Consider the following 25,756-nt stretch of genomic DNA (forward strand, 5'->3'; position numbering starts at 1 on the left):
CGGTGACGGCTCGATCCGAGATCACCCCGACATCTCCAATTGCAGTGCCATGATCGAGAAAAACTATCAGCCCGCCGATATCGAAAGCCGCATGTCCCTGCTCTGGGAGGGAAGCGGCGCGTTCAAGGCCGGCCGTCCCGGACGGCGGGATGCCGAGCCGTTCACCATCGTGATCCCGCCGCCGAACGTCACGGGCTCGCTGCATATGGGCCACGCGCTCAACAACACGCTGCAGGACGTGCTGTGCCGCTTCGAGCGCATGCGCGGCCGTGACGTGCTGTGGCAGCCGGGCACCGACCATGCCGGCATCGCCACCCAGATGGTGGTGGAGCGGCAATTGATGGAGCGGCAGGAGCCGGGCCGCCGCGATCTCGGCCGCGCCAAATTCCTCGAGCGCGTCTGGCAGTGGAAAGCGGAGAGCGGCGGCGCCATCGTCAATCAGTTGAAGCGCCTCGGCGCGTCCTGCGACTGGTCGCGCGAACGCTTCACGATGGACGAGGGGCTGTCGCGCGCGGTCGTGAAAGTTTTCGTCGAACTGCACCGCGAGGGGCTGATCTACAAGGACAAGCGGCTGGTGAACTGGGACACCAGGCTGCTTACCGCGATCTCCGATCTCGAAGTGCAGCAGGTCGAGGTCAAGGGCAGCCTGTGGTATCTGCGCTATCCGATCTCGGGCAAGTCCTTCGACCCGGAAGATCCCACGACCTTCATCGTGGTCGCGACCACGCGGCCCGAGACCATGCTGGGCGATACCGCGGTCGCCGTGCATCCGGAGAACGAGCGGATCGGGCATCTGATCGGCCAGCATGTCATCCTGCCGCTGGTCGGCCGCCGCATCCCGATCATCGGCGACGACTATGCCGATCCCGAAAAGGGCTCGGGCGCGGTCAAGATCACGCCGGCGCACGACTTCAACGACTTCGAGGTCGGCAAGCGCCACAGCCTGCCGCAGATCAACGTGTTGGATCGCGAGGGCTCAATGGCGCTCGTCGACAACGAGGACTATCTGCGTGGATTGCCCGAAGGCGCGCTGATGCTGGCGGAAGAGCTGCATGGCGCCGACCGTTTCGCCGCGCGCAAGAAGATCGTGACGCGGCTGGAGGAGTTCGGCTTCCTCGAGAAGATCGAGCCGAACATCCACATGGTGCCGCACGGCGACCGCTCCAACACGGTGATCGAGCCCTATCTGACCGACCAGTGGTATGTCGACGCAAAAACCATGGCGCAGCCGGCGATCGCGGCGGTGCGCTCGGGCGCGACGAGCTTCGTGCCGAAGAACTGGGAAAAGACCTACTTCGAGTGGATGGAGAACATCCAGCCATGGTGCATCTCGCGGCAGCTCTGGTGGGGCCACCAGATCCCGGCCTGGTACGGGCCTGACGGCAAGGTGTTCGTCGCCGAGACCGAGGAGGAGGCCGTCGGCAACGCGCTCGGCTACTACGTCGAGCAGGAAGTCATCACGGAAGAGCAGGGCCGCGAGATGGCGGAGAACCCCGCCAGGCGCGAGGGTTTCATCACGCGCGACGAGGACGTGCTGGACACCTGGTTCTCCTCGGCACTCTGGCCGTTCTCGACGCTCGGCTGGCCGGACGAGACGGCGGAAGTGAAGCGCTATTACCCGACCAACGTCCTCGTCACCGGCTGGGACATCATCTTCTTCTGGGTCGCCCGCATGATGATGATGGGCCTCCACTTCATGAAGGACGCGCCGTTCTCGACCGTCTACATCCACCGCCTGGTTCGCGACGAGAAGGGCGCCAAGATGTCGAAGTCGAAAGGCAACGTCATCGATCCCCTTGGCGTGATCGACGAATACGGCGCGGACGCGCTGCGCTTTGCGCTGGCGCGCGGCGCGGCGCACAGTCACGACATCAAACTGTCGCCGCAGCTCGTCGAGACCAACCGCAATTTTGCGACGAAACTCTGGAACGCCTGCCGCTTTGCCGAGATGAACGGTTGCGCGCAGCCGGCGGGTTTCGATCCGACGGCGGCAAAGGAGACGCTGAACCGCTGGATCGCGCACGAGACATCGCGCGCCACCCGCGAGGTCACCGAGGCGATCGAAGGCTATCGCTTCAACGATGCGTCGAATGCGATCTACCGTTTCGTCTGGAACGTCTATTGCGACTGGTATCTCGAGCTCGCAAAGCCCGTGCTGATGGGCGAGGAGGGCGCGGCGAAAGCCGAGACCCGCGCCATGATCGCCTGGGCGCGCGACGAGATCCTCAAGCTGCTGCATCCCTTCATGCCCTTCATCACAGAGGAACTCTGGGCGGTGACGGCGGCGCGCGAGAGCCTCCTGGTGCTCGCCGAATGGCCGCGCAAGGCGAGGGCCGTCACGGTCGAGCAGATCGCGGCGATGACGACCGCGGGGCCTGGCGATGTCCTGATCGCGCCGGCGCTGGCGGTGCTCGACGCCGGCGATTTCAGCGATCCCGCCGCCGAGGCCGAGATCGGCTGGGTGGTCGATCTCGTCACCGCGATCCGCTCGGTACGGTCGGAAATGAACATCCCGCCGGCCACCCTGATCCCGGTGGTGCTGTCCGGTGCGTCGGCCGAGACCAAGGAGCGCGCCCAGCGCTGGGCCGACTTCGTCAAGCGCCTCGCGCGCCTCACCGCGATCGATTTCGCCGACCGCGCGCCGGAGGGCGCGGTGCAGCTACTGGTGCGCGGCGAAGTCGTCGCACTGCCGCTCAAGGGCGTGATCGACCTCTCCGCCGAGAAGGCCCGCCTCGACAAGGAGATCGTCAAGGCCGACGCCGATATCAGGCGCGTCGACGCCAAGCTCGGCAACGAGAAGTTCGTGGCGAACGCGCCCGAAGAGATCGTCGAGGAAGAAAAGGAAAAGCGCGAAGCGGCCGTGGCGCGCAAGGCAAAGCTCCAGGAAGCGCTGGAGCGCCTGAAGATGGCGTCGTAGCCCGCAGCCGCCGCCCCATCCCTGTCATTGCGATCCAACGGGTCGCGCGAATGCGCGCCCGATCACGATATTGTCCGTAGAAATACGGTGGGACGCCGAACGGAGCATTTTCGAGCGTCACATTCAGCCGGCGTTCATGGAGCGCGCCCTAATCCGCCTTCCTTTTTGGCAGGTAGGCAGGACGATGAGTTCCTTTGACCCGATGGCCGCGGCGGTTGACTGGCTTGATGCCTACCGCGCCAACGACCTTTCGATTGTTGATTTGTATGCCCCGGATGCCTCGCTGGAGTGTGGCTGCAACGGGCAAGCCACGGTAATCGGCCGCGCGGCGCTCACCGAATATTGGCGGCAGCGTTTTGTCGAAAAGCCCGCCGGCGAGCTCGAGGGCCTGCAGATGGACGACCGTACGGTCGTGGTGTCATACGCCGTGGCGGAGGGACTGGTGCAGGCGCGCCTCAACTTCAACGAAGCCGGCGCGATCGTTCGCAGCGAATGTGGCCCGCCACGCACTTGACGCGCACTACAGCAAGCGTTGTGCGCGAAGCGATATAAGGCGTATCGCATGTTCAGAAATCGGCGTCACTGCGAGCGCAGCGAAGCAATCCATCCGTTCCGCATGCGGGGTGCCAATGGCGCTCGCAATAACGGCTGAGAGAGGTTGCTCCCTGTCAAAACGGCTTGCTCCAAAACTTCGACCCCTTCAGCCCATAGCGCCACGGCAGATCGGCCGCCTTCGTAATTCCAATCCGAACGCCGGCGATCGTCTCCACCTTGCCCACACGCGCATGCAGCGCAAACGGCGGCTGATCGAGCGGCAACTCATTGTGCTTGATCGTGATGCCGAGTGCTTCGCAGAGCTTGCCTGGGCCGGAGCACAGCGCGCGGGCTTCCTGCAGGCCACGGCGGCGGCGCATGGCGGCAAGGCCGTGGGTCGGCTCCAGCGCGCGGATCAGCACGGCGCTGGCCGAGCCTGCCCGCTCGCAGACGAAGTTCACGCACCAGTGGATGCCGTAGGAGCGGTACACATAGGCAAAGCCGGCCGGGCCGAACATCACGCGGTTGCGCGGGGTCGGGCCGTTGAACGAATGCGCGGCCGGTTCGGTATGGTGATAGGCCTCGACCTCGGTGATGATGCCGCCGACGCCGCCGACCAGCAGCGTCGCCCCGATCAGGTCGGGCGCGACCTCGTGCACGCTGCGGTCGAAAAACGAGCGTTTCAGCGGCTTGCCGAGTCGGGGGATGGTGCCGTCGGCAGGCTTGGGGTTTTGAACCATTTCAGGTGAGAATCGTTCGCGGATGAGGTGAAATTCGTCATTATGTTGCACGATCTGCGGGGTTTCGCGAGCCAGGGGCGCGCGGCCTGTTGCAGCTACCGGCGACACGGATTAGCTAGGTATTCTCGCAATTTCCGGACTCAACATGGTCGTCCTTGTCGATACCGTCTCCTTGAACCAGGTACGCCCGCGTCACCCCGAAAAGGTGAACCGGCCCGATGCGTTGTCGCCGCCGAAGCCGGGCTGGATCCGGGTGCGCGCGCCGAACACCCGCGGCTACGCTGATACGCGAAAGATCGTCAAGGAGAACGGCCTCGTCACGGTGTGCGAGGAGGCCGGCTGCCCGAATATCGGCGAGTGCTGGGACAAGAAGCACGCCACCTTCATGATCATGGGGGACACCTGCACGCGGGCCTGCGCGTTCTGCAACGTCAAGACCGGCATGCCCGGCGCGCTTGATATGAGCGAGCCGGAGCATGTCGCGGAGGCGACCTTCAAGCTCGGGCTGACCCATGTCGTCGTGACCTCGGTCGATCGCGACGACCTCGCCGATGGCGGCGCGGAGCACTTTGCGCAGACTATCCGCGCCATTCGCGCACGCTGCCCGACCACGACGATCGAGATCCTGACCCCGGACTTCCTGCGCAAGGAAGGCGCGCTGGAGGTGGTGGCGGCGGCCAAGCCCGACGTCTTCAACCACAATCTGGAGACCGTGCCGGCGCGGTATCTCACCGTGCGCCCGGGCGCGCGCTACTTCCATTCGATCCGGCTCCTGCAGCGGGTCAAGGAGATCGATCCGACGATCTTCACCAAGTCTGGCATCATGGTCGGGCTCGGCGAGGAGCGCCACGAGGTGCTGCAGGTGATGGACGACCTGCGCTCGGCGGATGTCGATTTCCTGACCGTCGGGCAGTATCTGCAGCCGACCCGCAAGCACCACGCGGTGATGCGCTACGTGACCCCCGACGAGTTCGCGGGCTACGAGAAGGTCGCCTACACCAAGGGCTTTCTGATGGTATCGGCGAGCCCGCTGACGCGCTCGTCGCACCATGCGGGCGAGGATTTTGCCAAGCTGCAGGCGGCGCGCATCGCGCGGGGCCGCTAGCCTCGGATTGAGCCAATGCAACGCGTGCTCGTCATGGGATCGTCGGGGTCCGGCAAATCGACATTTGCCAGACGGCTGTCCGGGATTGCGGGCCTCCCGTTCGTCTCGCTGGACGCGCTGTACTGGAAACCGGGCTGGGTCGCCTCCGACAATGCCGAGTTCGGACATCGCGTGGCCGAGGTCGCGCGTCAGCCGCAATGGGTCATGGACGGCAACTTCATGCGGCACGGCGCGGGCGAATTGCGCCGTCAGTCGAGCGACACCGTGATCTGGTTCGACCTGCCGCGCAGGACCTGCATGCTCGGCATCACGAAGCGGATCTTCACTACCTACGGCGAGGTCCGCCCCGAAATGGCCGAAGGCTGTCCCGAGAAGATCGATTTCGAGTTTTTCCGCTACGTCTGGACCTATCGCCAGGCGCAGCGGCCGAAGCTGCTCGATTATTTCAGCGGATTGCGCGCCGATCAGCAACTCGTCTGCTTCACCGAGCGGGCGCAGGCCGACGACTATTTGAGGCAGATTGCGTCCAGGCGGAACCGGGCGAGTATGCACTGATGCCGCGCTTTTCCAGCAAGCGCCGGGTGCATCATACGGCGTCGCAGATGTTCGATCTGGTCGCCGATGTCGAGCGCTATCCCGATTTCGTTCCGCTGTGCCAGTCGCTGCGGATAAGACAGCGTACGACGAAGGAAGACGGCACCGAGGTCATCGTCGCCGACATGACGGTGTCGTTCAAGCTGGTGCGGGAATCCTTCACCAGCCGCGTGACGCTCGACCGGCCTAACCTGAAAATCATGGTCGAATATCTGCGCGGTCCCTTCAGCAACCTGGAAAACCGCTGGACCTTCGAGCCGAAATCCGAGACCGACTGCGACGTCGGCTTTTTCCTGTCCTATGAGTTCAGGAGCCGGATGCTCGCGATGCTGATGGGGACGATGTTCGACACCGCCTTCCAGCGCTTTGCCGCCGCCTTCGAGAAGCGGGCGGACGCCGTCTACGGCAAGGGCGGGGCGGGGCCGGCGAGTTAGACGTCCGCGAGGTCGGCGCGATCGGCGAGGCGCTGGGCGGCGTTGTCGTAATGTTTGCGGGCGCGTTCCCGCGCAGCCGCGGGATCGCCGCGCTTGATGGCGTCGACGAGACGCACCTGCTCCTCGATCGCACCCGCGGCGAGCTCGGTCGCCCTGGTGTTCTTGACCGCAACCGAACGGAGTTTTTCCGCGATCTGCCCGTCGATCATCACGATGAAATTCAGCGCATGCTCGTTGTCGGCCATCTTGGCGATGATCTGGATGAGCTGGCGTTCGGCCTCGAAGTGCCGCTCGGCGCCGTGCTCGCGGTCGCTGATTGCCTCGCGCATCTCGGCGAGGATGGCTTCCATGCGGGTGATGTCGCGCTTGGAGCGCGCCAGCGCCGCGTCGGCCGCGACCTCGATCACGACGCCGTTGCGCAGCCGCAGCAGCTTCAACAGCTCCTTGCGCTTCTTGAAGCAGGCCGGGCTGATCCGGAACGCCGTCCGCTCTTGCGGCGGCGTGATAAAGGCGCCGACCCCGACCCGGCTCTGGACGACGCCATCGTATTTAAGTTGCGAGATGGCTTCGCGCACAACCGTGCGCGCCACGCCGAATTCGCTCGCCAGGGCCTGTTCGGAGGGCAGGCGGTCGCCCGGCCGAAGCTCGCCCGCATGCAGGGCGTTGGTCAGGCTGGCGACGATTTCCTGCGGCAATGAGGGGCTGCGCTCGAGGGATTTGAACTTCACCGGATGGTCCTGTCCAGATGGCATCGCCGGACGGACCCCACCATTACGATCCATGCCGGTGTCCAGCCATATCGAAATACAGTAGAAGTTGCAACGAGCTAATCAGGTTGTCAGACAGCTTGCGCGCGTGGTAGCGGAGCAGAAGGGTTGGCGCCGAGCGATACCGTTGCAGGCGCATGCCGGAAATTCCAACGAGACCGTCAAACCTAATGGGAAGGCCGAGATGACGACATTCGAACGCGTTGGCTTTATCGGCCTTGGCGGAATGGGACGCGGGCTGGTGAAAAACCTCGTCGCCAAGGGCGTGGCTGTCACCGCTTATGATCTCAACCCGGCTGCCGTGGCGGCCGCCAAATCGTCTGGCGCGACCGCCGCAAAGAATGTTCGGGAAATCCGCGACACCTGCCGCATCATCATGATCTGCGTCAACGAGGCCGAGGATGTCGAGGCCTTGCTGATCGGCGGCGACGGGCTGCTCGCCGGTCCGATGCCGAACCTCGTCATCGTCGACCACACCACCGGCAGCCCGCAAATGGTCGCAAAGCTCGACCGCATGGTGCGCGCGGCCGGCGGACGCTATGCCGAAGCGCCGATGACGCGGACGCCGAAGCATGCTGACGCCGGCAAGGTCAACGTGCTGTTCGGCGGCGAGCCCGATCTCCTCGACGACCTCGAGCCCTATTTCAACCTCTATGCCGAAAACGTCTTCCATATCGGCCCGCTCGGCCACGCCATCCGCCTCAAGCTGATTCACAACTACATCGCCTTTGCCAATGTGGCGGCATGGTGCGAGGGCTTCGCGCTTGCCGCAAAGGAGGGGCTCGACCTCTCCCAGTTGATCCGCATCATCTCCGCCGCCGGCGGCAAGAGCGGCATGCTCGACCTCTACGGCCAGGCCACGCTGGACGGCGACTTCACGCCGCTGATGTCGCTGGCGAACGCCCGCAAGGACGTCCGCTACTACGCGCACTGGCTGGAGGAGGCAGGTTTGCCAGGTTTCATGGCCGAGGCCGTGCACCAGACCTACCGGCAGGCGGCGCTGCTCGGGCACGACGGCGAGTCCTGTACCGCCGTCATCAAGGCCTACGAGGCCGTGACCGGCGTGGAGGCGCGGGTCGGGCCGAAGGACCAAGAGACCTGACCGGCCGCATATCAGGTTTCGCAGGAAACCGGTTGCTGGCGCCGACGCCATTGATTAAGCCGGTCCCAATTTCGTAATCCCGCAAGCTGAGGGAGTGAGGCAATGGACGCAAAAGTTCGAACTGGTGGTCACATCCTGATCGAGCAGTTGGCCCTGCATGGGGCCGACACCGTGTTCGGCGTCCCCGGCGAAAGCTTCCTGGCGGCGCTCGACGGCATGTACCAGAGCCAGCGCGTGCGGTTCATCAACGCCCGGCAGGAGGGCGGCGCCGCCATGATGGCGGAGGCCTATGGCAAGCTGACGGGGCAGCCCGGCATCGTGTTCGCCACCCGCGGCCCCGGCGCCACCAACGCGTCTTCCGGCGTCCATGTCGCATTCCAGGACTCGACGCCGCTGATCCTGCTGCTCGGCCAGGTCGGACGCGACATGATGGAACGCGAGGCGTTCCAGGAAATCGACTATCGCCAGATGTTCGGGCCGATGGCGAAATGGGTCGCCCAGATCGACGACGCGCGGCGGATTCCCGAATTCATCTCGCGCGCCTTTTTTACTGCAACTTCGGGCCGTCCCGGTCCGGTCGTGCTGGCGCTGCCCGAGGATATGCTCACCGACACCGCCGACGTGCCGGACGCGCCGCCCTATCATGCGCTGCCCATTGCGCCCGATGATGGTGGCTTGCAGAAATTCCATGCGCTGCTGTCGGAGGCGAAGAAGCCGTTCCTGATCGTCGGCGGCGGTGGATGGAGCGAGCAGGCCCGCCGCGATCTCGAGGCGTTTGCGTCGGCGCACGAGGTGCCGGTCGGCGTTTCGTTCCGCTGCCAGGATTATTTCGACAATCTGCATCCCTGCTATGGCGGCCATATCGGCATCGGCCTCGACGCCAGAATCGCCGAGCGGATCCGCAGCAGCGACCTCGTGATCGCGCTTGGCGCGCGGCTGGGGGAGGCCACCACGGCCGGCTACACGATGTTCGATATTCCGAAGCCGAAGCAGCCGCTGGTTCACGTCTATCCCGATCCGGAAGAGATCGGCCGCGTCTATTCTCCGACGCTGGGTGTGGTCGCGAGCAGCGCGGCCTTCGCGGCCGCGATCAAGCGGCTGGAGCCGAAACACACCTCGCGCGCCGACTACGTCAAGACGGCGCATGCCGACTACCTCGCCTTCACCGAGCCGACCAGGTCACCCGGCGACGTGCAGCTCTCGCAGGTGGTGCGCGGTTTGAGCGACCGGCTGCCCCACGACACCATCATCTGCAACGGCGCCGGCAATTATGCCGTCTGGGTGCATCGTTTCTGGCGCTACCGGCAATATCGTACCGAACTCGCGCCGACCTCGGGTTCGATGGGCTATGGCCTGCCTGCGGCGGTCGCCGCCAAGCTGCAGCATCCGGAACGAACCGTCATCTGCTTTGCCGGGGACGGCTGCTTCCAGATGACCGGGCTGGAGTTCATGACGGCGGTCGAGAACCGGCTGCCGCTGATCGTGATCGTCTGCAACAACGGCATGTACGGCACGATCCGGATGCATCAGGAGCGGGAGTATCCCGGCCGTGTCTCGGGCACCGATCTCGCCAATCCCGACTTCGCGGCGCTGGCGCGCGCCTGCGGTGGCTTCGGCGCCCGCGTCGAACGGACCGAAGATTTTGCGCGAGCATTCGACGACGCCGTGGCCAGCGGATTGCCGGCCATCATCGAGCTGACGATCAGCCCGGAAGCGTTGACGCCGGCAGCTTCGCTGAGCGAAACGCGCGCCAAGGCGTTGGCGGCGCGAACCTGACGCTTCACGTCCGCGTCGGCCGGCGCCGCTTGACGGCGCTGCGCCGGGGCGTTCGCGCTACCCTCGGGCGCAGTCGGCTCATCGTCTCGCGCCGCGGCTTGGCCGGCGGTTGCGGGCCGCGCGCCAGTTCCATCAACATGCGCAGGGCCTCGACGACGGAGCGCTGGCGCACGCTGGTGCGGCCGATCGCGCCGAAGCGGAATTCGCGGTGCAGGATCTTGCCGTCGCGCGATGCGACCGCGAAATGGACAAGGCCTACCGGTTTGCCAGGCGTCGCGCCGCCCGGGCCCGCGATGCCGGTAATGGATACTGCGAGGTCGACGCCGGCCTTTTCGAGCGCGCCCACCGCCATGGCGGTGGCGGTTTCCTTGCTGACCGCGCCGAAGGTCGTGAGCGTCGAGGCCTTGACGCCGAGCATCGCGCGCTTGGCGTCGTTGGAATAGGTGACGAAGCCGCGGTCGATCACGTCGGACGAGCCGGGAATGTCGGTGAGCGCGCCGGCGACGAGGCCTCCCGTGCAGGATTCCGCCGTCGCGATCGTCAACTTGCGCATCCGGCACAGATCGAGCAGCGAGCGGGAGAGGGCGCGCGCATCGCTGCTGCTCATTTCACTCGCCCCAACCTTTGTCGTTCCAGGGCAGGCGGATGGTGGCGCTCGCGGTCGCGGCGATGCCTTCCTCGCGGCCGGTGAAGCCCAGCCGTTCGCTGGTCGTTGCCTTCACCGCAACGCGGGAGATGTTGAGCCCGGTGATCTCGGCAATGCGGGCGCGCATGACATCGCGCAACGGGCCGATCTTCGGACGCTCGCAAATCATCGTGACTTCGAGATTGGCTATTCGGCCGCCGCGCGCGGTGACGCGATCGACGGCATATTTCAGGAATTTATCTGACGCGGCGCCCTTCCATTGCGGATCGGTCGGTGGAAAGTGCGAGCCGATATCGCCATCCGCCAGCGCGCCGAGGATGGCGTCGACCAGGGCATGCAGGCCGACATCGCCGTCGGAATGGGCGAGAAAGCCGCGGGTGTGCGGCACGCGCACGCCGCAGAGCATCAGATGATCGCCGTCGCCGAAGGCGTGCACGTCGTAACCGGTGCCGGTCCTGATGTCGCCGAGCTGGGCGGCGAGGCGGGCTTCCTCGCGGCTGAAATCTTCTGGTGTCGTCAACTTCATGTTTACAGGATCGCCTTCAAAGGTCGCCACCGTCAATCCCGCCCACTCCGCGAGCGCCGCATCATCAGTGAAATCGCTGCGGCCCTCGCGCGCGGCGCGGCGATGGGCATCGAGAATGACATCGAAGCGAAACGCCTGCGGCGTTTGCGCGATTCGCAGCCTTGCACGTTCGGGCGTCGCCTCGACGTTACCAGCATCACAGACCTGCTTGATCGTGTCGGTGACCGGAACGGTCGGAATGGCGGCGCCCGTTCGGCCGGCCGCGTCGATGGCGCGCGAAATCACGCCCGGCGTTACGAAGGGCCGGGCGGCGTCGTGAATCAGAACGATGTCGGGCCTCTGCGCCGCCAGCGCCTCCAGGCCGGCATGCACCGATGCCTGGCGGGTAGCTCCGCCGTTGGCGGGCGGTTCATGGCGCAGTCCCGCGGCGGCTTGATTGAACATGGCGGCATCATCGGGATTGACCACCGGCTGCACCGCGAACACATCCGGATGACGGCAGAATGCCTGCATGGCGCGGAAGATCACCGTCTGCCCGCCGATTTCACGATACTGCTTCGGCCCTCCCGCGCCGGCGCGAAGCCCGCGTCCGGCGGCAACGAGGATGGCTGCGGTGCGCTCAGGTCTGGGCATCAGGACTCAAATACAAGGGTATCAGGGTTGAGGAGGGCGGCGGTTGCGCTGCGCACAGCCCTTACCATGCCGGATACGGAAAAACAGAGCGTTTCCCATGCGCTGTGGGAAAAGCAGTTTTTGTTGCAGTGCACTTGCGCAAATGATAGTTCTGTCTAAAGTGTAGGCAAGAAGCTTGACTGCCCAAGATTTGTGCTCACAATAGGCGTCGACGGTTGCAATGAAGCCGCCGCCCCAAACATGAGAACCCCGTGACCGGCCCGGAAAGTTCGCACTCTAAGCCGTTGAAAGTAGGCGATATTGCTATCGCCAACCGGGTTCTCCTGGCGCCGATGTCCGGCGTTACTGACGCCCCCTTTCGACTTCTTGCCGCCAACCTTGGCGCGGGGCTGGTGGTCTCCGAGATGACCGCCAGCGATGAACTTGTGCATGGCAGGCCAATGTCGGTTCTGCGCAGCGAGAAGGCGGGCGTCGGTCCGCACGTCGTTCAGCTCGCGGGTTGTGAGGAGCACTGGATGGCGGAGGGCGCGCGGGTGGCGGAAGCCGGCGGCGCCGACATCATCGACATCAACATGGGCTGTCCGGCGCGGCACGTCACGCGCGGGCAGTCCGGATCGGCGCTGATGCGCGATCTCGACCACGCGCTCAAGCTGATCGAAGCCACGATCGCCGCAGTCAAAGTGCCGGTGACGCTGAAAATGCGCCTTGGCTGGGACGAGCGCTCGCTCAATGCGCCCGAACTGGCGCGTCGCGCGGAAGACGCCGGCGTGCAGATGATCACCGTGCATGGTCGTACGCGCTGTCAGTTCTACAAGGGCGAGGCCGATTGGAACGCGGTGCGCGCAGTCAGGGATGCGGTCTCCGTGCCGCTCGTCGTCAATGGCGATATCACCTCGTTCGACCAGGCGGTGCAGGCGCTGGAAGCATCGGGTGCGGACGCCGTGATGATCGGGCGCGGCGCGCAGGGTCAGCCCTGGTTGCCCGGGCAGATCGGACGCCGGCTCGAGACCGGGAAGGTGGAGACCGCGCCGTCGCTCGCCGAACAGCTCGCGCATGTACGCGCCCTCTACGACGAGGTTTGCAGCCATTACGGGCTACGCATCGGGCTCAAGCACGCACGCAAGCATCTTGGCTGGGCCCTGGAGATCGCAGCCCAGCATAGCTGCGCGCCGGCGGAGACGCTGAAGGGCTGGCGCCGAAAGATTCTGACGTCGGAGGATCCGCACCGCGTTCATCGATCGCTGCAGGACGCCTTCGACGATTTCGCATGGAGTGCTGCTGCATGACGTCCGTCGCAGAATATCGCCGTACCGTGCCCACCGACAGCGAAGCCATCCTCAACGCGCTGCCCAACCCGGTGCTCTTGATCGCGCCGGATGGTCGTATCGTCGACGCCAATATCGCGGCCGAATCCTTCTTCGAGATTTCGACGCAGTTCCTTCGCCGCCAGTCCCTGAAAGAGCTGGTGCCATTCGGCAGCCCGTTGCTCGCGCTGATCGATCAGGTGCGTTCGAGTGGCTCGCCGGTCAACGAATACAAGGTCGATCTCGGGACGCCTCGGATCGGTGGGGATCGGCAGGTCGACCTGCACGTCGCGCCGGTTACCGAGCGGGCCGGCCACATCGTGGTGATGCTGCAGGAGCGCACGATCGCCGACAAGATGGACCGGCAGCTGACGCACCGCAGTGCGGCACGCTCGGTGATCGCGCTTGCCGCGATGCTGGCGCACGAAATCAAGAATCCGCTGTCCGGCATTCGCGGGGCGGCGCAACTGCTGGAGCAGGCGGCTTCCTCCGAAGACCGCATGCTGACCCGGCTGATCTGCGACGAGGCCGACCGCATCGTTACCCTGGTCGACCGCATGGAAGTGTTCGGCGACGACCGCCCGGTGGCCCGCGGTCCGGTCAACATTCATTCCGTGCTCGACCACGTTAAACGGCTGGCGCAATCCGGCTTCGCGCGCAACGTCCGCTTCATCGAGGAATACGATCCGTCGCTGCCTCCGGTTCTCGCCAATCAGGACCAGCTCATTCAGGTCTTCCTCAACCTCGTCAAGAACGCCGCCGAGGCGGTCGCCGATCTCGGCAGCGATGCGGAAATCCAGCTCACCACGGCCTACCGCCCCGGCGTGCGCCTGTCGGTGCCGGGCAAGAAATCTCGGGTGTCGCTGCCGCTCGAGTTCTGCGTCAAGGACAATGGTTCAGGCGTGCCGGAAGACCTGCTGCCGAACCTGTTCGATCCCTTCGTGACGACGAAACAGACCGGCAGCGGCCTCGGCCTTGCGCTGGTTGCCAAGATCGTCGGCGATCACGGCGGCATCATCGAATGTGAATCGCAGCCGCGGAAGACGACATTCCGCGTGCTGATGCCGATGTTCAATCCCGCCAAACAGTTCGACCAAAGCAACCGCGACGGCGTTCCGGGTACGCTGTCGCCTGCCTCACAGGACGCAAGATGAGGAACACCAATGCCCGCAGGTAGCATACTCGTTGCCGATGACGACACCGCCATCCGCACGGTTTTGAACCAGGCCCTTTCGCGTGCCGGATATGAGGTGCGGCTGACCGGGAACGCCACAACGTTGTGGCGCTGGGTGAGCCAGGGCGAGGGCGATCTCGTCATCACCGACGTGGTGATGCCCGACGAGAATGCGTTCGACCTCCTGCCGCGCATCAAGAAGATGCGGCCGAACCTTCCCGTCATCGTCATGAGCGCGCAGAACACCTTCATGACGGCGATCCGCGCCTCGGAGCGCGGCGCCTATGAATATCTGCCGAAACCGTTCGACCTGAAGGAACTCATCACCATCGTCGGCCGCGCGCTGGCCGAGCCGAAGGAACGGGTGGCGAGCGCGGCCGACGAATCCGAATTCGATTCGATCCCGCTGGTCGGCCGCTCGCCGGCGATGCAGGAAATCTACCGCGTGCTGGCGCGGCTGATGCAGACCGACCTCACGGTGATGATCTCCGGCGAGTCCGGCACCGGCAAGGAACTGGTGGCGCGCGCGCTGCACGATTACGGCAAGCGCCGCAACGGCCCGTTCGTTGCGGTCAATATGGCTGCGATCCCGCGCGACCTCATCGAATCCGAATTGTTCGGCCATGAGCGCGGCGCGTTCACCGGCGCCAATACCCGGGCTTCCGGACGGTTCGAACAGGCCGAAGGCGGCACGCTGTTCCTCGACGAAATCGGCGACATGCCGATGGAGGCGCAGACGCGGCTGCTCCGTGTGCTGCAGCAGGGCGAATACACCACGGTCGGCGGCCGCACCCCGATCAAGACCGACGTTCGGATCGTGGCGGCCAGCAACAAGGATCTGCGCATCCTGATCCAGCAGGGGCTATTCCGCGAGGACCTGTTCTTCCGCCTCAACGTGGTGCCGCTACGGCTGCCGCCATTGCGCGAGCGGATCGAGGACCTGCCCGATCTCATCAGGCACTTCTTCTCGCTCGCCGAAAAGGACGGCCTGCCGCCGAAGAAGCTCGACGCCCTGGCGCTGGAGCGTCTCAAGCAGCACCGCTGGCCCGGCAACGTGCGCGAACTCGAAAACCTCGCGCGCCGGCTCGCCGCGCTTTATCCGCAGGACGTCATTACGGCGTCGGTGATCGACGGCGAACTGGCGCCGCCGGCCGTCACCTCGGGCGGCAACGCGCCGATGGGGGTGGAGAACCTCGGAGGGGCGGTCGAAGCCTACCTGTCCTCGCACTTCTCCGGCTTTCCGAACGGTGTGCCGCCGCCGGGCCTCTACCACCGCATCCTCAAGGAGATCGAGGTGCCGCTGCTTACCGCGGCGCTGGCGGCGACCCGCGGCAACCAGATCCGGGCGGCGGACCTGCTTGGCCTGAACCGCAATACGCTGCGCAAGAAGATCAGGGACCTCGACATCCAGGTCTACCGGAGCGGCGGCTAGGGGTTGCGCCGCCTAGTCAGGACTGGGATGGCGGCTTGATTCGGTGGAGAACGATAGTTTTGGCGGTCGTGTGCGCCGTGGAATTGTCGCAATTCGGCAACATTGTGATATGAATGCATCAGTCCGCGACAGGCGGGCGTTTGCCCTTTCAGCTCACGATTGCCGGAATGACCACCGCAGAGACGACCTCGGCACCAGCGCTTAATCCGTCGTTCACCGAATCCGGAGGAGGGATCCTGCGGAAGTGGGTGGCGCCGTTTGCGGTCGCGATCGCGCTGCTGTCGGCGTTTCTGACTTTCGTGGTCCTGAGCGGGCTCACGCCGATCGAGCCGACCCGCAACGTTGTCTATTCGTTCCTGTTGATCAATGCGGCGACCATCCTGCTGCTCGTCGCCATTATCGCCCGTGAAGTCTGGCTGGTGATCCAGGCGCGGCGGCGAGGGCGGGCGGCGGCGCGGCTGCATGTTCAGATCGTCAGCCTGTTCTCCATCATCGCCGTCTTGCCCGCCGTGCTCGTCGCGATCGTCGCCAACGTGACCATCGACCGGGGCCTCGACCGGCTGTTCTCGGGGCCGACCCGCGAGGTGATGCAGAACTCGCTGATCGTCGCACGGGCCTACACCTATGAGCACGCGCAATTGATCCGTGGCGACATCCTTGGGATGGCCGACGACATCGCCCGCTCCAGGCCGCTGTTCGACCAGGACCGCCGATCGTTTCGCGAATTGCTGACGATGAGCGCCAGTTCGCGGAATCTGCCGGGAGCCATGCTGATCGACAAGGATCGCAACATCCTGGAGACCGCGCAGACCGGCATCAAGCAGGACTTTACGACGCCACCGCAGGATTTCCTCAGCAACGTCAACGAGGACGAACCGCAGATCGCGGTCTTTCCCGACGCCAATTACGTCGCGGCGGTGATCCGGCTGCGAGCCTTCGACGACACGTTCCTGTATGTGGCGCGGCTGCTCGATCCCCGCGTGGTGACGCAGCTCAAGCAGACCGAGGCCAGCGTCGCCGAATACGCCCAGATCGAATCCCGCCGGCTCGGCATCCAGGTCGCTTTCGCGCTGATGTTTGCCGTGATCGCGCTGACCATCCTGATGGCGTCGGTGCTGATCGGACTGAACTTCGCCAACTGGCTGGTCGCGCCGATCCGCAACCTGATGAGCGCGGCCAATATCGTTTCGACCGGCGATTTGCACGTCCAGGTGCCGGTCCACAAATCCGAAGGCGATCTGGCGCAACTCGGCGAGACCTTCAACAAGATGACGGCCGAATTGCGCAGCCAGCGGGACGAACTGGTCAGCGCCTCGGACCTGATCGACAGCCGGCGGCGCTTCATCGAGGCGGTGCTGTCCTCGGCCAGCGCCGGCATCATCGGCGTCGACGCGTCAGGCTGCGTCGGCATCCTGAACCGCTCGGCCGAGAAGCTGATCGGCCATGCCGAGTCGGAAACGCTGGATCATCCGCTCTCGGACGTGTTGCCCGAGCTCGACGACATGATGAAGACCGCGCGCGAGGGGACGCAGCGGCTGGTGCAGGGCCAGATCACGATCATGCGCGACGGCCATGAGCGCAATCTGTCGGTCCGCGTCAGCGCCGAACAGACCAGCCAGTCGCGCGACAGCTACATCATCACGCTCGACGACATCACCGAACTCGTCTCCGCGCAACGTACCTCGGCGTGGGGCGACGTCGCGCGCCGCATCGCCCACGAGATCAAGAATCCGCTGACTCCGATCCAGCTTTCGGCCGAACGTATCCGCCGCAAATTCGGCAAGGTCATCACCGAAGACAAGAACATCTTCGAACAATGTACCGATACCATCGTGCGACAGGTCGACGACATCAGACGGATGGTCGATGAATTCTCCCGCTTTGCGCGGATGCCGAAGCCGGTCATGGAGGGCGAGGACGTCGCCGATACCGTGCGGCAGGCGGTATTCCTCATGAAGGTCGGTCATCCCGACCTCGATATCGAGGCCGACATCAAGCAGGATCCGATGCGCGCGCAGTTCGACCGCCGGCTGATCTCGCAGGCGCTGACCAACATCATCAAGAATGCGACGGAGGCGATCGAACAGGTGCCGCCGGAGGAACTCGGCAAGGGCCGCATCGACGTCGTGGCAGCGCGCGAAGGCGACGACATCCTGATCGACGTGATCGACAACGGCATCGGCCTTCCCAAGACCAGCCGCGCACGGCTGCTGGAGCCCTATGTGACGACGCGCCAGAAGGGCACCGGGCTCGGGCTCGCCATCGTCGGCCGCGTGCTGGAAGACCATGGCGGCCGCATCGAACTCAAGGACGCTTCCGATTTCCGGCCCGGCCAGCGCGGCGCGTGGATGCGGCTGCGCTTCGCCGTCTCCGGCCAGGCGAAGCAGCCGTCTGCGGAAGCAAATCAGCAGGGCAATGCAACAAAAGCGCCGTCCAGGCAAACCAGCGAGGCGGCAGCCGCGACCAATGACCAAGCAAAAGCCGAAGCCGCGACAGGCAACTGACAAGACAGGTGTAACCCATGGCCAGTGACATTCTGATTGTCGACGACGAAGCCGATATTCGCGACCTCGTTGCGGGCATCCTGGAGGACGAAGGCTTCAACTCACGCACAGCGCGCGACAGCGATTCGGCGCTGGCCGAGATCGCCGGACGCCGTCCGCATCTGGTGTTTCTCGACATCTGGCTGCAGGGTTCCAAGCTCGACGGCCTGCAATTGCTCGAGCAGATCAAGAAGGAGCACGCCGACGTCCCCGTGGTGATGATCTCCGGCCACGGCAACATCGAGACCGCGGTGGCTGCGATCAAGCGTGGCGCCTACGACTTCATCGAAAAGCCGTTCAAGGCAGACCGGCTGATCCTGGTCGCGACGCGGGCGCTGGAGAACTCGCGCCTCAAGCGCGAAGTGAAGGAACTCAAGCAGCTCGCGCCCACCGCGAGCACGCTTACCGGGCGCTCCGCCTGCATGAACCAGCTGCGGCAGACCATCGACCGGGCGGCGAAGGCCAACAGCCGCATCCTGATCGTCGGCCCGTCCGGCGCCGGCAAGGAACTGGTCGCGCGCACGCTGCACAATGCATCGGGCCGTGCAGAGGGGCCGTTCGTGGTCATCAATGCCGCCGCGATCACGCCGGAGCGGATGGAAGTCGAACTGTTCGGCATCGAGCAGTCCAACGGCGAGCAGGCGCGCAAGCCGGGCGCGCTGGAAGAGGCCCATGGCGGCACGCTGTTCATCGACGAAATCGCCGATATGCCGCGCGAGACCCAGAACAAGATCCTGCGTGTGCTGGTCGACCAGACGTTCCAGCGCTCGGGCGGCACCGCCAAGATTCACGTCGATGTCCGCATCATCTCCTCGACGGCGCGCAATCTCGAGGAGGAAATCGCGGAAGGGCGCTTCCGGGAGGATCTCTACCACCGCCTGTCTGTCGTGCCGATCCGCGTGCCTCCGCTGTCGGAGCGGCGGGAGGACATTCCCGAACTGATCGACTATTTCATGGACCAGATATCCATCGCGACCGGCCTGCCGAAGCGGCAGATCGGACAGGATGCGATGGCCGTGCTGCAGTCGCATGTCTGGCCCGGCAACGTCCGCCAGCTCCGCAACAATGTCGAGCGCGTCATGATCCTGGCCGGCGGCGGTCCGGAAGCCATCATTACCGCTGACATGCTACCTCAGGATGTGGGTTCGATGGTGCCGGCAATGCCGACCAGCAACAATGGCGAGCACATCATGGGGCTGCCGCTGCGCGAGGCCCGGGAAGTGTTCGAACGCGACTACCTGATCGCGCAGATCAGCCGGTTCTCCGGTAATATTTCGCGCACCGCCGAATTCGTCGGCATGGAGCGTTCGGCGCTCCATCGCAAGCTCAAGGCGCTTGGAGTCGGCTGAGGACTGGCGTGAATCGCTTGTTTGCCGCGCGCCGAAATGCGCGGCACAGTTTGTCTTGATTGCACCGATCCATGCACTTGCTTTGGAATATTTATCTATTTCCGTACACTTAGGGAGAATGGCCACTGGGTTCCGGGCAGGCGGTGCCTGAACTTGCTTGCCTAAAAACGTCGCGTGCCTTCTAATCGAACTGCCGAGCCGACCAGAGGGGGATCTCAGGGGGAGCCGGCGAGTCGGGGCAGGCTCCGTCAGAGAGCAACAACCGGCTTAACAAGAAAAGCACGAGACGGCGGGACAAAAACAATGGCGGCAGACCGCGCACAAAACCTACAAGACACCTTCCTCAATCACGTACGCAAAACCAAGACGCCACTGACGATCTTTCTGGTCAACGGAGTGAAGCTGCAAGGCATTGTCACCTGGTTCGACAATTTCTGCCTGCTGCTGCGGCGCGACGGTCATTCGCAGCTTGTCTACAAGCATGCGATCTCGACCATCATGCCGGGGGCCCCGATCCAGTTGTTCGAAGGCGGCGAGGATGCTCCGGCTTGAGAGTGAACTGATTGGAACCCCTCGACCGTAAAGGGAGCGCCGATCGTACGCGGTCGGCGGAGGGTAAGCAAACCGGGCGGGTGATCGTCATCGGCCCTTACTTGCGAATGCGCCGCGGCGATTCCGACGCGCAGGCGAATGACTTTGTGCGTGATTTTGAAGCCAAGCTCGATGAAGCCGCCGGCCTGGGGCGGGCGATCGATCTTGTGATCGCCGACGCCGTGATCGCACCGGTCGCACAGATACGGCCGGCAACTTATCTCGGCAAGGGTAAGGTCGAGGAAATATCCGGCCTGATCGCGGGCCATGACATCGAACTGGTGGTGATGGATTGCGCGCTGTCGCCGATCCAGCAACGCAATCTCGAGAAGGCCTGGAGCACCAAGGTGCTCGACCGCACCGGGCTGATCCTGGAAATCTTCGGCCGCCGCGCCAAGACCAAGGAAGGCGCGCTGCAGGTCGAGCTTGCCCATCTGAACTATCAGCGCAGCCGCCTGGTGCGGTCCTGGACCCATCTGGAGCGGCAGCGCGGCGGCTTCGGCTTCATGGGCGGCCCCGGCGAGACCCAGATCGAGGCCGACCGCCGGCTGATCGGCGACCGGATCACGCGGCTCGAGAACGAACTGAAAAAGGTGCAGGCGACGCGGCGGCTGCATCGCGCCGGCCGGCAGCGCGTGCCGTACCGCGTGGTGGCGCTGGTCGGCTACACCAATGCCGGCAAGTCGACGCTGTTCAACCGCCTCACGCGCGCGGAGGTGCAGGCCGCCGACATGCTGTTTGCGACGCTCGATCCGACCTTGCGCGCGCTGAGCCTGCCGCATGGCGGCAAGGCGATGCTGTCCGATACCGTCGGATTCATCTCGAACTTGCCGACGCAACTCGTCGCCGCCTTTCGCGCCACGCTGGAAGAGGTACTGGAAGCCGACATCATCCTGCACGTCCGCGACATCTCGCATGAAGATGCCGAGGCGCAGGAGCGCGATGTCGACGCCGTGCTGCGCCAGCTCGGGATCGATCCGGACTCGGGCGGGCGCATTCTCGAGGTCTGGAACAAGATCGACCGATTCGATCCCGAGGAGCGCGAGAACCTGCGCAACATCGCGGCCCGCCGGCCGCCGGAGCGGCCATGCTTCCTGGTCTCCGCCGTGTCAGGCGAGGGGATCGACGAACTGTCGACGGCGATCGAGGACCGGCTGGCAGCCACCCGCACGACGCTGGATCTGTCGATCGATGCCGCCGACGGCGCCGGCATCAGCTGGCTGCACCGCAATGCCGAAGTGCTCAACAAGGAGCTCCACGACGGCCGCTTCGACATGACGGTGCGCGTCGACGAGACCAAGCGCAATATCGTAGTGTCGCGGTTCGACGCCGTGCCGCACGTGGCGTGAACTCGTAATTTAGCGCGGTGCGCCTTTCGCCTCGTTCCACAGCGCATCCATCTCCTGCAGCGTGGCATCATCGAGCGAGCGGCCCTTCGCGGCCAGCGCACGCTCGATATAGGCAAACCGCCGTTCGAACTTCGCGTTGGTGCCGCGCAAGACGGTTTCGGGGTCGGCGTCGACGTGGCGCGCCAGATTGACGAGGGCGAACAGCAGGTCGCCGGTTTCCTCGGCCAGTTCCTGCTTGTCGTTGCGATCGAGCGCGGCCTCGATCTCGTCGGCTTCCTCGCGGATCTTGCTGAGCACCGCACGCGGATCGTTCCAGTCGAAGCCGACGGTCGACGCCTTGCGCTGCAATTCCATCGCGCGCGTCAGCGCCGGCTGCCCGGCCTTGACACCGGACAGCAGCGATTGGTGCATGGCCTGCTCCGGCGGCCGCCGCGCGGCGCGCTCGGCCTTTTCCTCGGCCTTGATGCGCTCCCAGGCGCTCTTGACGCCGGCGGGCGCGATGTTGCCGTCCTTGTCCGCGAACACGTGCGGATGGCGGCGGATCAGCTTTCTGGTGATCGCCTCGACCACGTCGCCGAAGGAAAATGCGTGTTGTTCTTCCGCCATGCGGGCGTGATAGACCACCTGCAGCAGGAGATCGCCCAACTCCTCGCGAAGATCATCGAGATCGCCGCGCGTGATCGCATCCGCTACCTCATAGGCTTCCTCGATGGTGTAGGGCACGATCGTCGCGAAATCCTGCTCGAGGTCCCATGGGCAGCCCGTGACCGGCGTACGCAGCGCCGCCATGATTTCGATCAGCCGTGAAATATCGCGGGAAGGGGTCATGGGTATTTCCATTATCGAACCAAGGCTGACGGCTTTATGCCGTAGGCGGGCCGCCGATCCCAGCAGAACCGGCAGAGATCAATGCCATTTCCACCGATTGGCCTTCGCTGCCGGGAATGCTATTGGCCTCCCATGAGCGACCCATCATCAACCGAGACCGCGCTGGTGCTGTTTTCCGGCGGGCAGGATTCCGCCACCTGCCTGGCCTGGGCCTTGCAGCGTTTTGCCCGCGTCGAGATGCTCGGCTTCGCCTACGGCCAGCGCCACGCGATCGAGCTTGAATGCCGCGATCGCCTGCTGACCGGCATCAGATCGCTGCGGCCGGAGTGGACGGCAAGGCTCGGCGACAGCCATACGCTGGAAATTCCGACGCTGGCAGAAATATCCGATACGGCGCTGACGCGCGACGTCGAGATCAGGATGGGCGAGGACGGCCTGCCCAATACCTTCGTCCCCGGCCGCAACCTGGTATTCCTCACCTTCGCGGCCGCGCTGGCGTATCGGCGCGGCATCCGCCACATCGTCGGCGGCATGTGCGAGACGGATTACTCCGGCTATCCGGATTGCCGCGACGAGACGATCAAGGCGCTGCAGTCCGCGCTCAATCTCGGCATGGCGAAGAATTTCGAGTTGCATACGCCGCTGATGTGGCTGGACAAGGCATCCACCTGGAAGCTTGCACATGAACTCGGCGGGGCAGGGCTGGTCGACCTGATCCGCGAGCACTCCCATACCTGTTACCTCGGCGAGCGCGGTGCGCAGCACGAATGGGGGCATGGCTGCGGCGAATGCCCGGCCTGCGCGTTGCGGGCCAAGGGCTGGCGGGAATACGCAGCGCAGGCCTAGCGGCCGAAATCCGCGGGGGTCAGTTCGATCGGCATGCCGTGCGGCGTGCGGTCGGCGGCGTGGTCCCAGGCGTCGCGGTAGCGATGCAGGGTTTCGGTCGTGGCGACGCCCTTGGCGGCAACCAGATGCTCCAGCGTCGCCAGCCAGTGCCGGTAATATGTCTCGCCCGTATCCGGATCGCCCGCGGCCTGCGCGCGCTTGATCTGATCGGCGAGGGATGCGGCCCATTCGGTCCAGCTAAACAGTCCGCGCTCGTGCAGGGCCAGCGCCATCGCGAAGGCCTGCGCCTCCCAGGGCTCGCGAAACACCGGGCCGGAATCGTCGCGCGGAACGCCGGGTACAGCGGCGGCGGCGCGTGCGGCGGCAGCGGAGTCCATCAGGCCGCCTCCAGATAGGGTTCAAACGCATCGATGGATACCTTGACGGTCGGATCGGCGTCCGGCCCCCACAGTTCGGCTCCGTCGAACACGACGGTGTACAGCCACTGCGGGTTCTCGCCGGCCTCCATCGCGGCGGTGTCTGGATAGACGTGGCAGCCGTGATCGCGCTCGATCACGCCGACATGGCCACGAACATAGCGCGGGAGCCTCGTGTGCGTCGCCGGGTGAATGTTCTTGGCACGGACGCGATCGCCCGGCTTGAACTTCGCACCTGCCGGTGCGGCGCGGCCGAACTTGCCGCGCACCATCACGCGTTCGACGTCTGCAAGTGCGAACTTACCGCGCTTGAGCGGCTTCGGCGGCTGCACCGCGTGTCCGGCGGCAACTTCCTCGGCGGCGATGAAACCCTTGTCGACCAGGAGATCTTCGAGGCCGAGAAACCATTTCTTGTAGTACGAACTCGCGAGATAGACGTGCGGCGGCAGCATCTCCCGATAGAAGCGCGACGTATCGATGTTGAATGCGCCGGCGGCGCCCATCGCCCGGACCATCGCCAGCACGCGCGCTTCCCATTCGGTGTGGAACATCGGCTCGTTCGGCTCGGGCTCGACCTTGCCAAAGCCGTCCATGCCGCCCATGTCGTGCACGCCGTTCACGATGGCGCTCCCGGCGCTTTCGCAAATCCGGTGCCGATCATGGAATCGCGCGTCACGAGTTCGGCGAGCTGCTGCTCGCTCCATCCCTCGGTACCTTCGGGACGCATCGGCAGCACCAGGAAACGCGTCTCGGCGGTCGAATCCCACACCCTGATCTCGGTTTCCTTCGGAAGGCTGACGCCGAAGTCGGCGAGCACGCCGCGCGGATCCTTGACGGCGCGGGACCGATAGGGCGCAGCCTTGTACCAGACCGGCGGCAGCCCCAGCATTTCCCAGGGATAACAGGAGCACAGCGTGCAGACGACCATGTTATGGCGCTGCGGCGTGTTCTCTACGGCGACGAGGTGGTCTCCAACCCGGCTGACATGGCCGAGCGTACTCACGGCCGCGGAGGCGTCGTCCAGCAACGCCTGTTTGAAAGCGGGATCGGTCCAGGCCTTGGCGACCACCTGTGCGCCGTTATGCGGGCCGATCCTGGTCTCATAAGCCTGGATGATGGCATCCAGCGCGGCCGGATCGACATAACCCTTCTCGGTCAGGATCGTCTCCAGCGCGCGCACGCGCAGTTCGGTCTCCGACAGCTCCGAATGGTCGTGATCGTGGTGATGATGGTGGTCGTGATCATGGTCGCTCATGGGGTGAGGATAGTCGCAAAATCCGGGCTATGTCGAGGCGGGGACTCGGCTAGCATTTGGCGATGGGTATCCGGGCAGGGCAGATCGGAGCGGCCGTCGCGGCGGGCATTTTGGCCTTGCTTCCGCCGGGGGCGGCGCGGGCCGCGAACGGCGCCTACGCCGTCGATGCGGCCGATATCGGCGACCCCGGTTCGTGCAAGATCGAGAGCTGGCTGTCGGCGGCGTCAAACACGGATTTTACCGCAGTGGTCAACCCGTCCTGCGTCGTCAACCCCTTCAAGCCGGTTGAGCTCAGCATGCTCACCGACCGCGCGCGCAGCGAGGGCGAGTGGAGCATGACGCTGCAGCCGAAGGCCAAGATGAACATCGCTCCCACGGGAGTCGGGAGGCTGGGTTATTCCATCTATGCCGGCGGGTCCTTCGACGCCCTGACCGGCGACAACCTCACGGCCTTTGCCGTGGTGCCGGCGACGTTCCGGCTCAGCGAAAACACGCGCATCAATCTCAACGGCGGCTGGCTATGGGATCGCAGCGTCGATCGTCATTACCTCACTTACGGGATCGGCTTCGACTGGAAGTTCACGGAAACGCTGCAGTGGACGATCGAAGCGTTCGGGCAGGCGGGGCGATCGGACACGCCCGCTGTCGTGCAGCCGCGGTTCCAGACCGGCATGCGCTACCGGCCCAACGAGATTTTCTCGGTCGACCTGATCTATGGCCGCAACATCACCGGCGAGAACGCCAACTGGATCACGCTTGGCACGACCATTCGCTTCCCGGTACCCGGCGGCAAGCCGGACTATCATCGCACCGGCCATCTGTAGCGGCGGCGCCGCCCCCAAACGGTCCATTGTACGCTAACATTTCCGAAAGTAACGGGCAGGGAGGGCAGGGC

General features: G+C 64.8%; 24 protein-coding genes. 16 read left to right on the plus strand and 8 right to left on the minus strand.

Features of this window, described 5'->3' with window-relative positions; translation table 11 throughout:
• Positions 1 to 49: 49 nt before the first annotated feature.
• Both V7E26_RS04740 and V7E26_RS04745 read left to right on the plus strand, forming a co-directional pair.
• The gene (locus V7E26_RS04740; RefSeq protein ID WP_324413999.1) at positions 50 to 2,917 is read left to right on the plus strand and encodes a valine--tRNA ligase; all 2,868 of its coding nucleotides are present in this window, start codon (positions 50 to 52) and stop codon (positions 2,915 to 2,917) included.
• Between the two features lie 70 nt (positions 2,918 to 2,987).
• Positions 2,988 to 3,431, plus strand: a complete 444-nt coding sequence (locus tag V7E26_RS04745) for a nuclear transport factor 2 family protein (RefSeq protein WP_324414001.1) — start codon at positions 2,988 to 2,990, stop codon at positions 3,429 to 3,431.
• Between the two features lie 154 nt (positions 3,432 to 3,585).
• On the opposite strand, the gene V7E26_RS04750 is transcribed toward V7E26_RS04745, so the two are convergent.
• Positions 3,586 to 4,191: a DNA-3-methyladenine glycosylase gene (locus V7E26_RS04750; RefSeq protein ID WP_324414002.1), complete on the minus strand. Its 606-nt coding sequence runs from the start codon at positions 4,189 to 4,191 to the stop codon at positions 3,586 to 3,588.
• Between the two features lie 145 nt (positions 4,192 to 4,336).
• Between V7E26_RS04750 and lipA the strand changes: the two genes are divergently transcribed.
• Genes lipA through V7E26_RS04765 form a run of 3 tightly spaced genes read left to right on the plus strand, consistent with a single transcriptional unit; the run spans position 4,337 to position 6,324 of the window.
• Positions 4,337 to 5,296, plus strand: coding sequence for a lipoyl synthase (gene lipA, locus V7E26_RS04755; protein WP_324414004.1), 960 nt, complete (start codon positions 4,337 to 4,339; stop codon positions 5,294 to 5,296).
• A 15-nt stretch (positions 5,297 to 5,311) separates the two neighbouring features.
• Positions 5,312 to 5,851, plus strand: coding sequence for a DNA topology modulation protein (locus V7E26_RS04760; protein WP_324414006.1), 540 nt, complete (start codon positions 5,312 to 5,314; stop codon positions 5,849 to 5,851).
• Positions 5,851 to 6,324 carry a type II toxin-antitoxin system RatA family toxin gene (locus V7E26_RS04765; RefSeq protein WP_324414008.1) on the plus strand — a complete coding sequence of 158 codons (474 nt, stop codon included), beginning with the start codon at positions 5,851 to 5,853 and terminating at the stop codon, positions 6,322 to 6,324. The genes V7E26_RS04760 and V7E26_RS04765 overlap by 1 nt, the downstream gene beginning before the upstream one ends.
• Here the strand turns inward: V7E26_RS04765 and V7E26_RS04770 are convergent.
• Positions 6,321 to 7,052 carry a FadR/GntR family transcriptional regulator gene (locus tag V7E26_RS04770; protein ID WP_324414010.1) on the minus strand — a complete coding sequence of 244 codons (732 nt, stop codon included), beginning with the start codon at positions 7,050 to 7,052 and terminating at the stop codon, positions 6,321 to 6,323. The genes V7E26_RS04765 and V7E26_RS04770 overlap by 4 nt on opposite strands.
• 223 nt (positions 7,053 to 7,275) lie before the next feature.
• Between V7E26_RS04770 and V7E26_RS04775 the strand changes: the two genes are divergently transcribed.
• Positions 7,276 to 8,193: an NAD(P)-dependent oxidoreductase gene (locus V7E26_RS04775; protein ID WP_324414012.1), complete on the plus strand. Its 918-nt coding sequence runs from the start codon at positions 7,276 to 7,278 to the stop codon at positions 8,191 to 8,193.
• A gap of 102 nt (positions 8,194 to 8,295) precedes the next feature.
• Positions 8,296 to 9,969 carry a thiamine pyrophosphate-binding protein gene (locus V7E26_RS04780; protein ID WP_324414014.1) on the plus strand — a complete coding sequence of 558 codons (1,674 nt, stop codon included), beginning with the start codon at positions 8,296 to 8,298 and terminating at the stop codon, positions 9,967 to 9,969.
• A gap of 4 nt (positions 9,970 to 9,973) precedes the next feature.
• On the opposite strand, the gene V7E26_RS04785 is transcribed toward V7E26_RS04780, so the two are convergent.
• Positions 9,974 to 10,576, minus strand: coding sequence for a CinA family protein (locus V7E26_RS04785; protein ID WP_324414016.1), 603 nt, complete (start codon positions 10,574 to 10,576; stop codon positions 9,974 to 9,976).
• Between the two features lies 1 nt (position 10,577).
• Positions 10,578 to 11,774, minus strand: coding sequence for a bifunctional 2-C-methyl-D-erythritol 4-phosphate cytidylyltransferase/2-C-methyl-D-erythritol 2,4-cyclodiphosphate synthase (locus tag V7E26_RS04790; RefSeq protein WP_324414018.1), 1,197 nt, complete (start codon positions 11,772 to 11,774; stop codon positions 10,578 to 10,580).
• A gap of 284 nt (positions 11,775 to 12,058) precedes the next feature.
• On the opposite strand from V7E26_RS04790, the gene dusB reads away from it, so the two are divergent.
• From dusB to hflX, 7 genes are all read left to right on the plus strand, one after another.
• Complete coding sequence (gene dusB, locus V7E26_RS04795) at positions 12,059 to 13,060, plus strand: tRNA dihydrouridine synthase DusB (RefSeq protein WP_324414099.1); 1,002 nt, start codon at positions 12,059 to 12,061, stop codon at positions 13,058 to 13,060.
• Positions 13,057 to 14,232: a two-component system sensor histidine kinase NtrB gene (locus V7E26_RS04800; protein WP_324414020.1), complete on the plus strand. Its 1,176-nt coding sequence runs from the start codon at positions 13,057 to 13,059 to the stop codon at positions 14,230 to 14,232. Before dusB ends, V7E26_RS04800 begins: the two co-directional genes overlap by 4 nt.
• A 9-nt stretch (positions 14,233 to 14,241) precedes the next feature.
• Entirely contained in the window at positions 14,242 to 15,684 is a 1,443-nt protein-coding gene (gene ntrC, locus V7E26_RS04805) for a nitrogen regulation protein NR(I) (protein ID WP_324414022.1), read from the plus strand.
• Between the two features lie 167 nt (positions 15,685 to 15,851).
• Positions 15,852 to 18,188 carry a sensor histidine kinase NtrY-like gene (locus V7E26_RS04810; protein WP_324414024.1) on the plus strand — a complete coding sequence of 779 codons (2,337 nt, stop codon included), beginning with the start codon at positions 15,852 to 15,854 and terminating at the stop codon, positions 18,186 to 18,188.
• A 17-nt stretch (positions 18,189 to 18,205) separates the two neighbouring features.
• A complete protein-coding gene (gene ntrX / locus V7E26_RS04815; protein ID WP_324414026.1) occupies positions 18,206 to 19,576 on the plus strand; it encodes a nitrogen assimilation response regulator NtrX in 1,371 nt (456 codons plus the stop codon).
• A gap of 303 nt (positions 19,577 to 19,879) precedes the next feature.
• Positions 19,880 to 20,128 carry an RNA chaperone Hfq gene (hfq, locus tag V7E26_RS04820; RefSeq protein ID WP_006020546.1) on the plus strand — a complete coding sequence of 83 codons (249 nt, stop codon included), beginning with the start codon at positions 19,880 to 19,882 and terminating at the stop codon, positions 20,126 to 20,128.
• An 11-nt stretch (positions 20,129 to 20,139) separates the two neighbouring features.
• Positions 20,140 to 21,516, plus strand: coding sequence for a GTPase HflX (gene hflX / locus V7E26_RS04825; RefSeq protein WP_324414028.1), 1,377 nt, complete (start codon positions 20,140 to 20,142; stop codon positions 21,514 to 21,516).
• A 9-nt stretch (positions 21,517 to 21,525) separates the two neighbouring features.
• Here hflX and mazG read toward each other — a convergent pair whose 3' ends face one another.
• Positions 21,526 to 22,344 (minus strand): nucleoside triphosphate pyrophosphohydrolase, encoded by an 819-nt coding sequence (mazG, locus tag V7E26_RS04830; protein WP_324414030.1) that lies wholly within the window; start codon positions 22,342 to 22,344, stop codon positions 21,526 to 21,528.
• Positions 22,345 to 22,476: 132 nt separating this feature from the next.
• On the opposite strand from mazG, the gene queC reads away from it, so the two are divergent.
• Entirely contained in the window at positions 22,477 to 23,190 is a 714-nt protein-coding gene (gene queC / locus V7E26_RS04835) for a 7-cyano-7-deazaguanine synthase QueC (RefSeq protein ID WP_324414032.1), read from the plus strand.
• Here the strand turns inward: queC and V7E26_RS04840 are convergent.
• From V7E26_RS04840 to nthA, 3 genes are read right to left on the minus strand one after another with little or no spacing between them, the layout of a single operon-like run.
• Entirely contained in the window at positions 23,187 to 23,567 is a 381-nt protein-coding gene (locus tag V7E26_RS04840; protein WP_324414034.1) for a nitrile hydratase accessory protein, read from the minus strand. The two genes, queC and V7E26_RS04840, sit on opposite strands and share 4 nt — an antisense overlap.
• A complete protein-coding gene (gene nthB, locus V7E26_RS04845; protein WP_324414035.1) occupies positions 23,567 to 24,226 on the minus strand; it encodes a nitrile hydratase subunit beta in 660 nt (219 codons plus the stop codon). The genes V7E26_RS04840 and nthB overlap by 1 nt, the downstream gene beginning before the upstream one ends.
• Positions 24,223 to 24,861, minus strand: a complete 639-nt coding sequence (gene nthA / locus V7E26_RS04850) for a nitrile hydratase subunit alpha (protein ID WP_324414037.1) — start codon at positions 24,859 to 24,861, stop codon at positions 24,223 to 24,225. The genes nthB and nthA overlap by 4 nt, the downstream gene beginning before the upstream one ends.
• A 62-nt stretch (positions 24,862 to 24,923) precedes the next feature.
• On the opposite strand from nthA, the gene V7E26_RS04855 reads away from it, so the two are divergent.
• Positions 24,924 to 25,685, plus strand: a complete 762-nt coding sequence (locus V7E26_RS04855; protein WP_324414040.1) for a hypothetical protein — start codon at positions 24,924 to 24,926, stop codon at positions 25,683 to 25,685.
• Positions 25,686 to 25,756: the final 71 nt, after the last annotated feature.

Source organism: Bradyrhizobium sp. (genome assembly GCF_036735945.1).
Lineage (GTDB): Bacteria > Pseudomonadota > Alphaproteobacteria > Rhizobiales > Xanthobacteraceae > Bradyrhizobium.

Coding starts and splice junctions, on each gene's coding strand:
- V7E26_RS04740 (WP_324413999.1), top strand. CDS start 50: ATGATCGAGAAAAACTATCAGCCCGCCGATATCGAAAGCCGCATGTCC.
- V7E26_RS04840 (WP_324414034.1), bottom strand. CDS start 23,567: ATGGACTCCGCTGCCGCCGCACGCGCCGCCGCCGCTGTACCCGGCGTT.
- V7E26_RS04785 (WP_324414016.1), bottom strand. CDS start 10,576: ATGAGCAGCAGCGATGCGCGCGCCCTCTCCCGCTCGCTGCTCGATCTG.
- mazG (WP_324414030.1), bottom strand. CDS start 22,344: ATGACCCCTTCCCGCGATATTTCACGGCTGATCGAAATCATGGCGGCG.
- V7E26_RS04775 (WP_324414012.1), top strand. CDS start 7,276: ATGACGACATTCGAACGCGTTGGCTTTATCGGCCTTGGCGGAATGGGA.
- V7E26_RS04790 (WP_324414018.1), bottom strand. CDS start 11,774: ATGCCCAGACCTGAGCGCACCGCAGCCATCCTCGTTGCCGCCGGACGC.
- V7E26_RS04760 (WP_324414006.1), top strand. CDS start 5,312: ATGCAACGCGTGCTCGTCATGGGATCGTCGGGGTCCGGCAAATCGACA.
- queC (WP_324414032.1), top strand. CDS start 22,477: ATGAGCGACCCATCATCAACCGAGACCGCGCTGGTGCTGTTTTCCGGC.
- V7E26_RS04765 (WP_324414008.1), top strand. CDS start 5,851: ATGCCGCGCTTTTCCAGCAAGCGCCGGGTGCATCATACGGCGTCGCAG.
- V7E26_RS04780 (WP_324414014.1), top strand. CDS start 8,296: ATGGACGCAAAAGTTCGAACTGGTGGTCACATCCTGATCGAGCAGTTG.
- ntrC (WP_324414022.1), top strand. CDS start 14,242: ATGCCCGCAGGTAGCATACTCGTTGCCGATGACGACACCGCCATCCGC.
- V7E26_RS04800 (WP_324414020.1), top strand. CDS start 13,057: ATGACGTCCGTCGCAGAATATCGCCGTACCGTGCCCACCGACAGCGAA.
- V7E26_RS04855 (WP_324414040.1), top strand. CDS start 24,924: ATGGGTATCCGGGCAGGGCAGATCGGAGCGGCCGTCGCGGCGGGCATT.
- V7E26_RS04750 (WP_324414002.1), bottom strand. CDS start 4,191: ATGGTTCAAAACCCCAAGCCTGCCGACGGCACCATCCCCCGACTCGGC.
- V7E26_RS04810 (WP_324414024.1), top strand. CDS start 15,852: ATGACCACCGCAGAGACGACCTCGGCACCAGCGCTTAATCCGTCGTTC.
- nthA (WP_324414037.1), bottom strand. CDS start 24,861: ATGAGCGACCATGATCACGACCACCATCATCACCACGATCACGACCAT.
- ntrX (WP_324414026.1), top strand. CDS start 18,206: ATGGCCAGTGACATTCTGATTGTCGACGACGAAGCCGATATTCGCGAC.
- hfq (WP_006020546.1), top strand. CDS start 19,880: ATGGCGGCAGACCGCGCACAAAACCTACAAGACACCTTCCTCAATCAC.
- lipA (WP_324414004.1), top strand. CDS start 4,337: ATGGTCGTCCTTGTCGATACCGTCTCCTTGAACCAGGTACGCCCGCGT.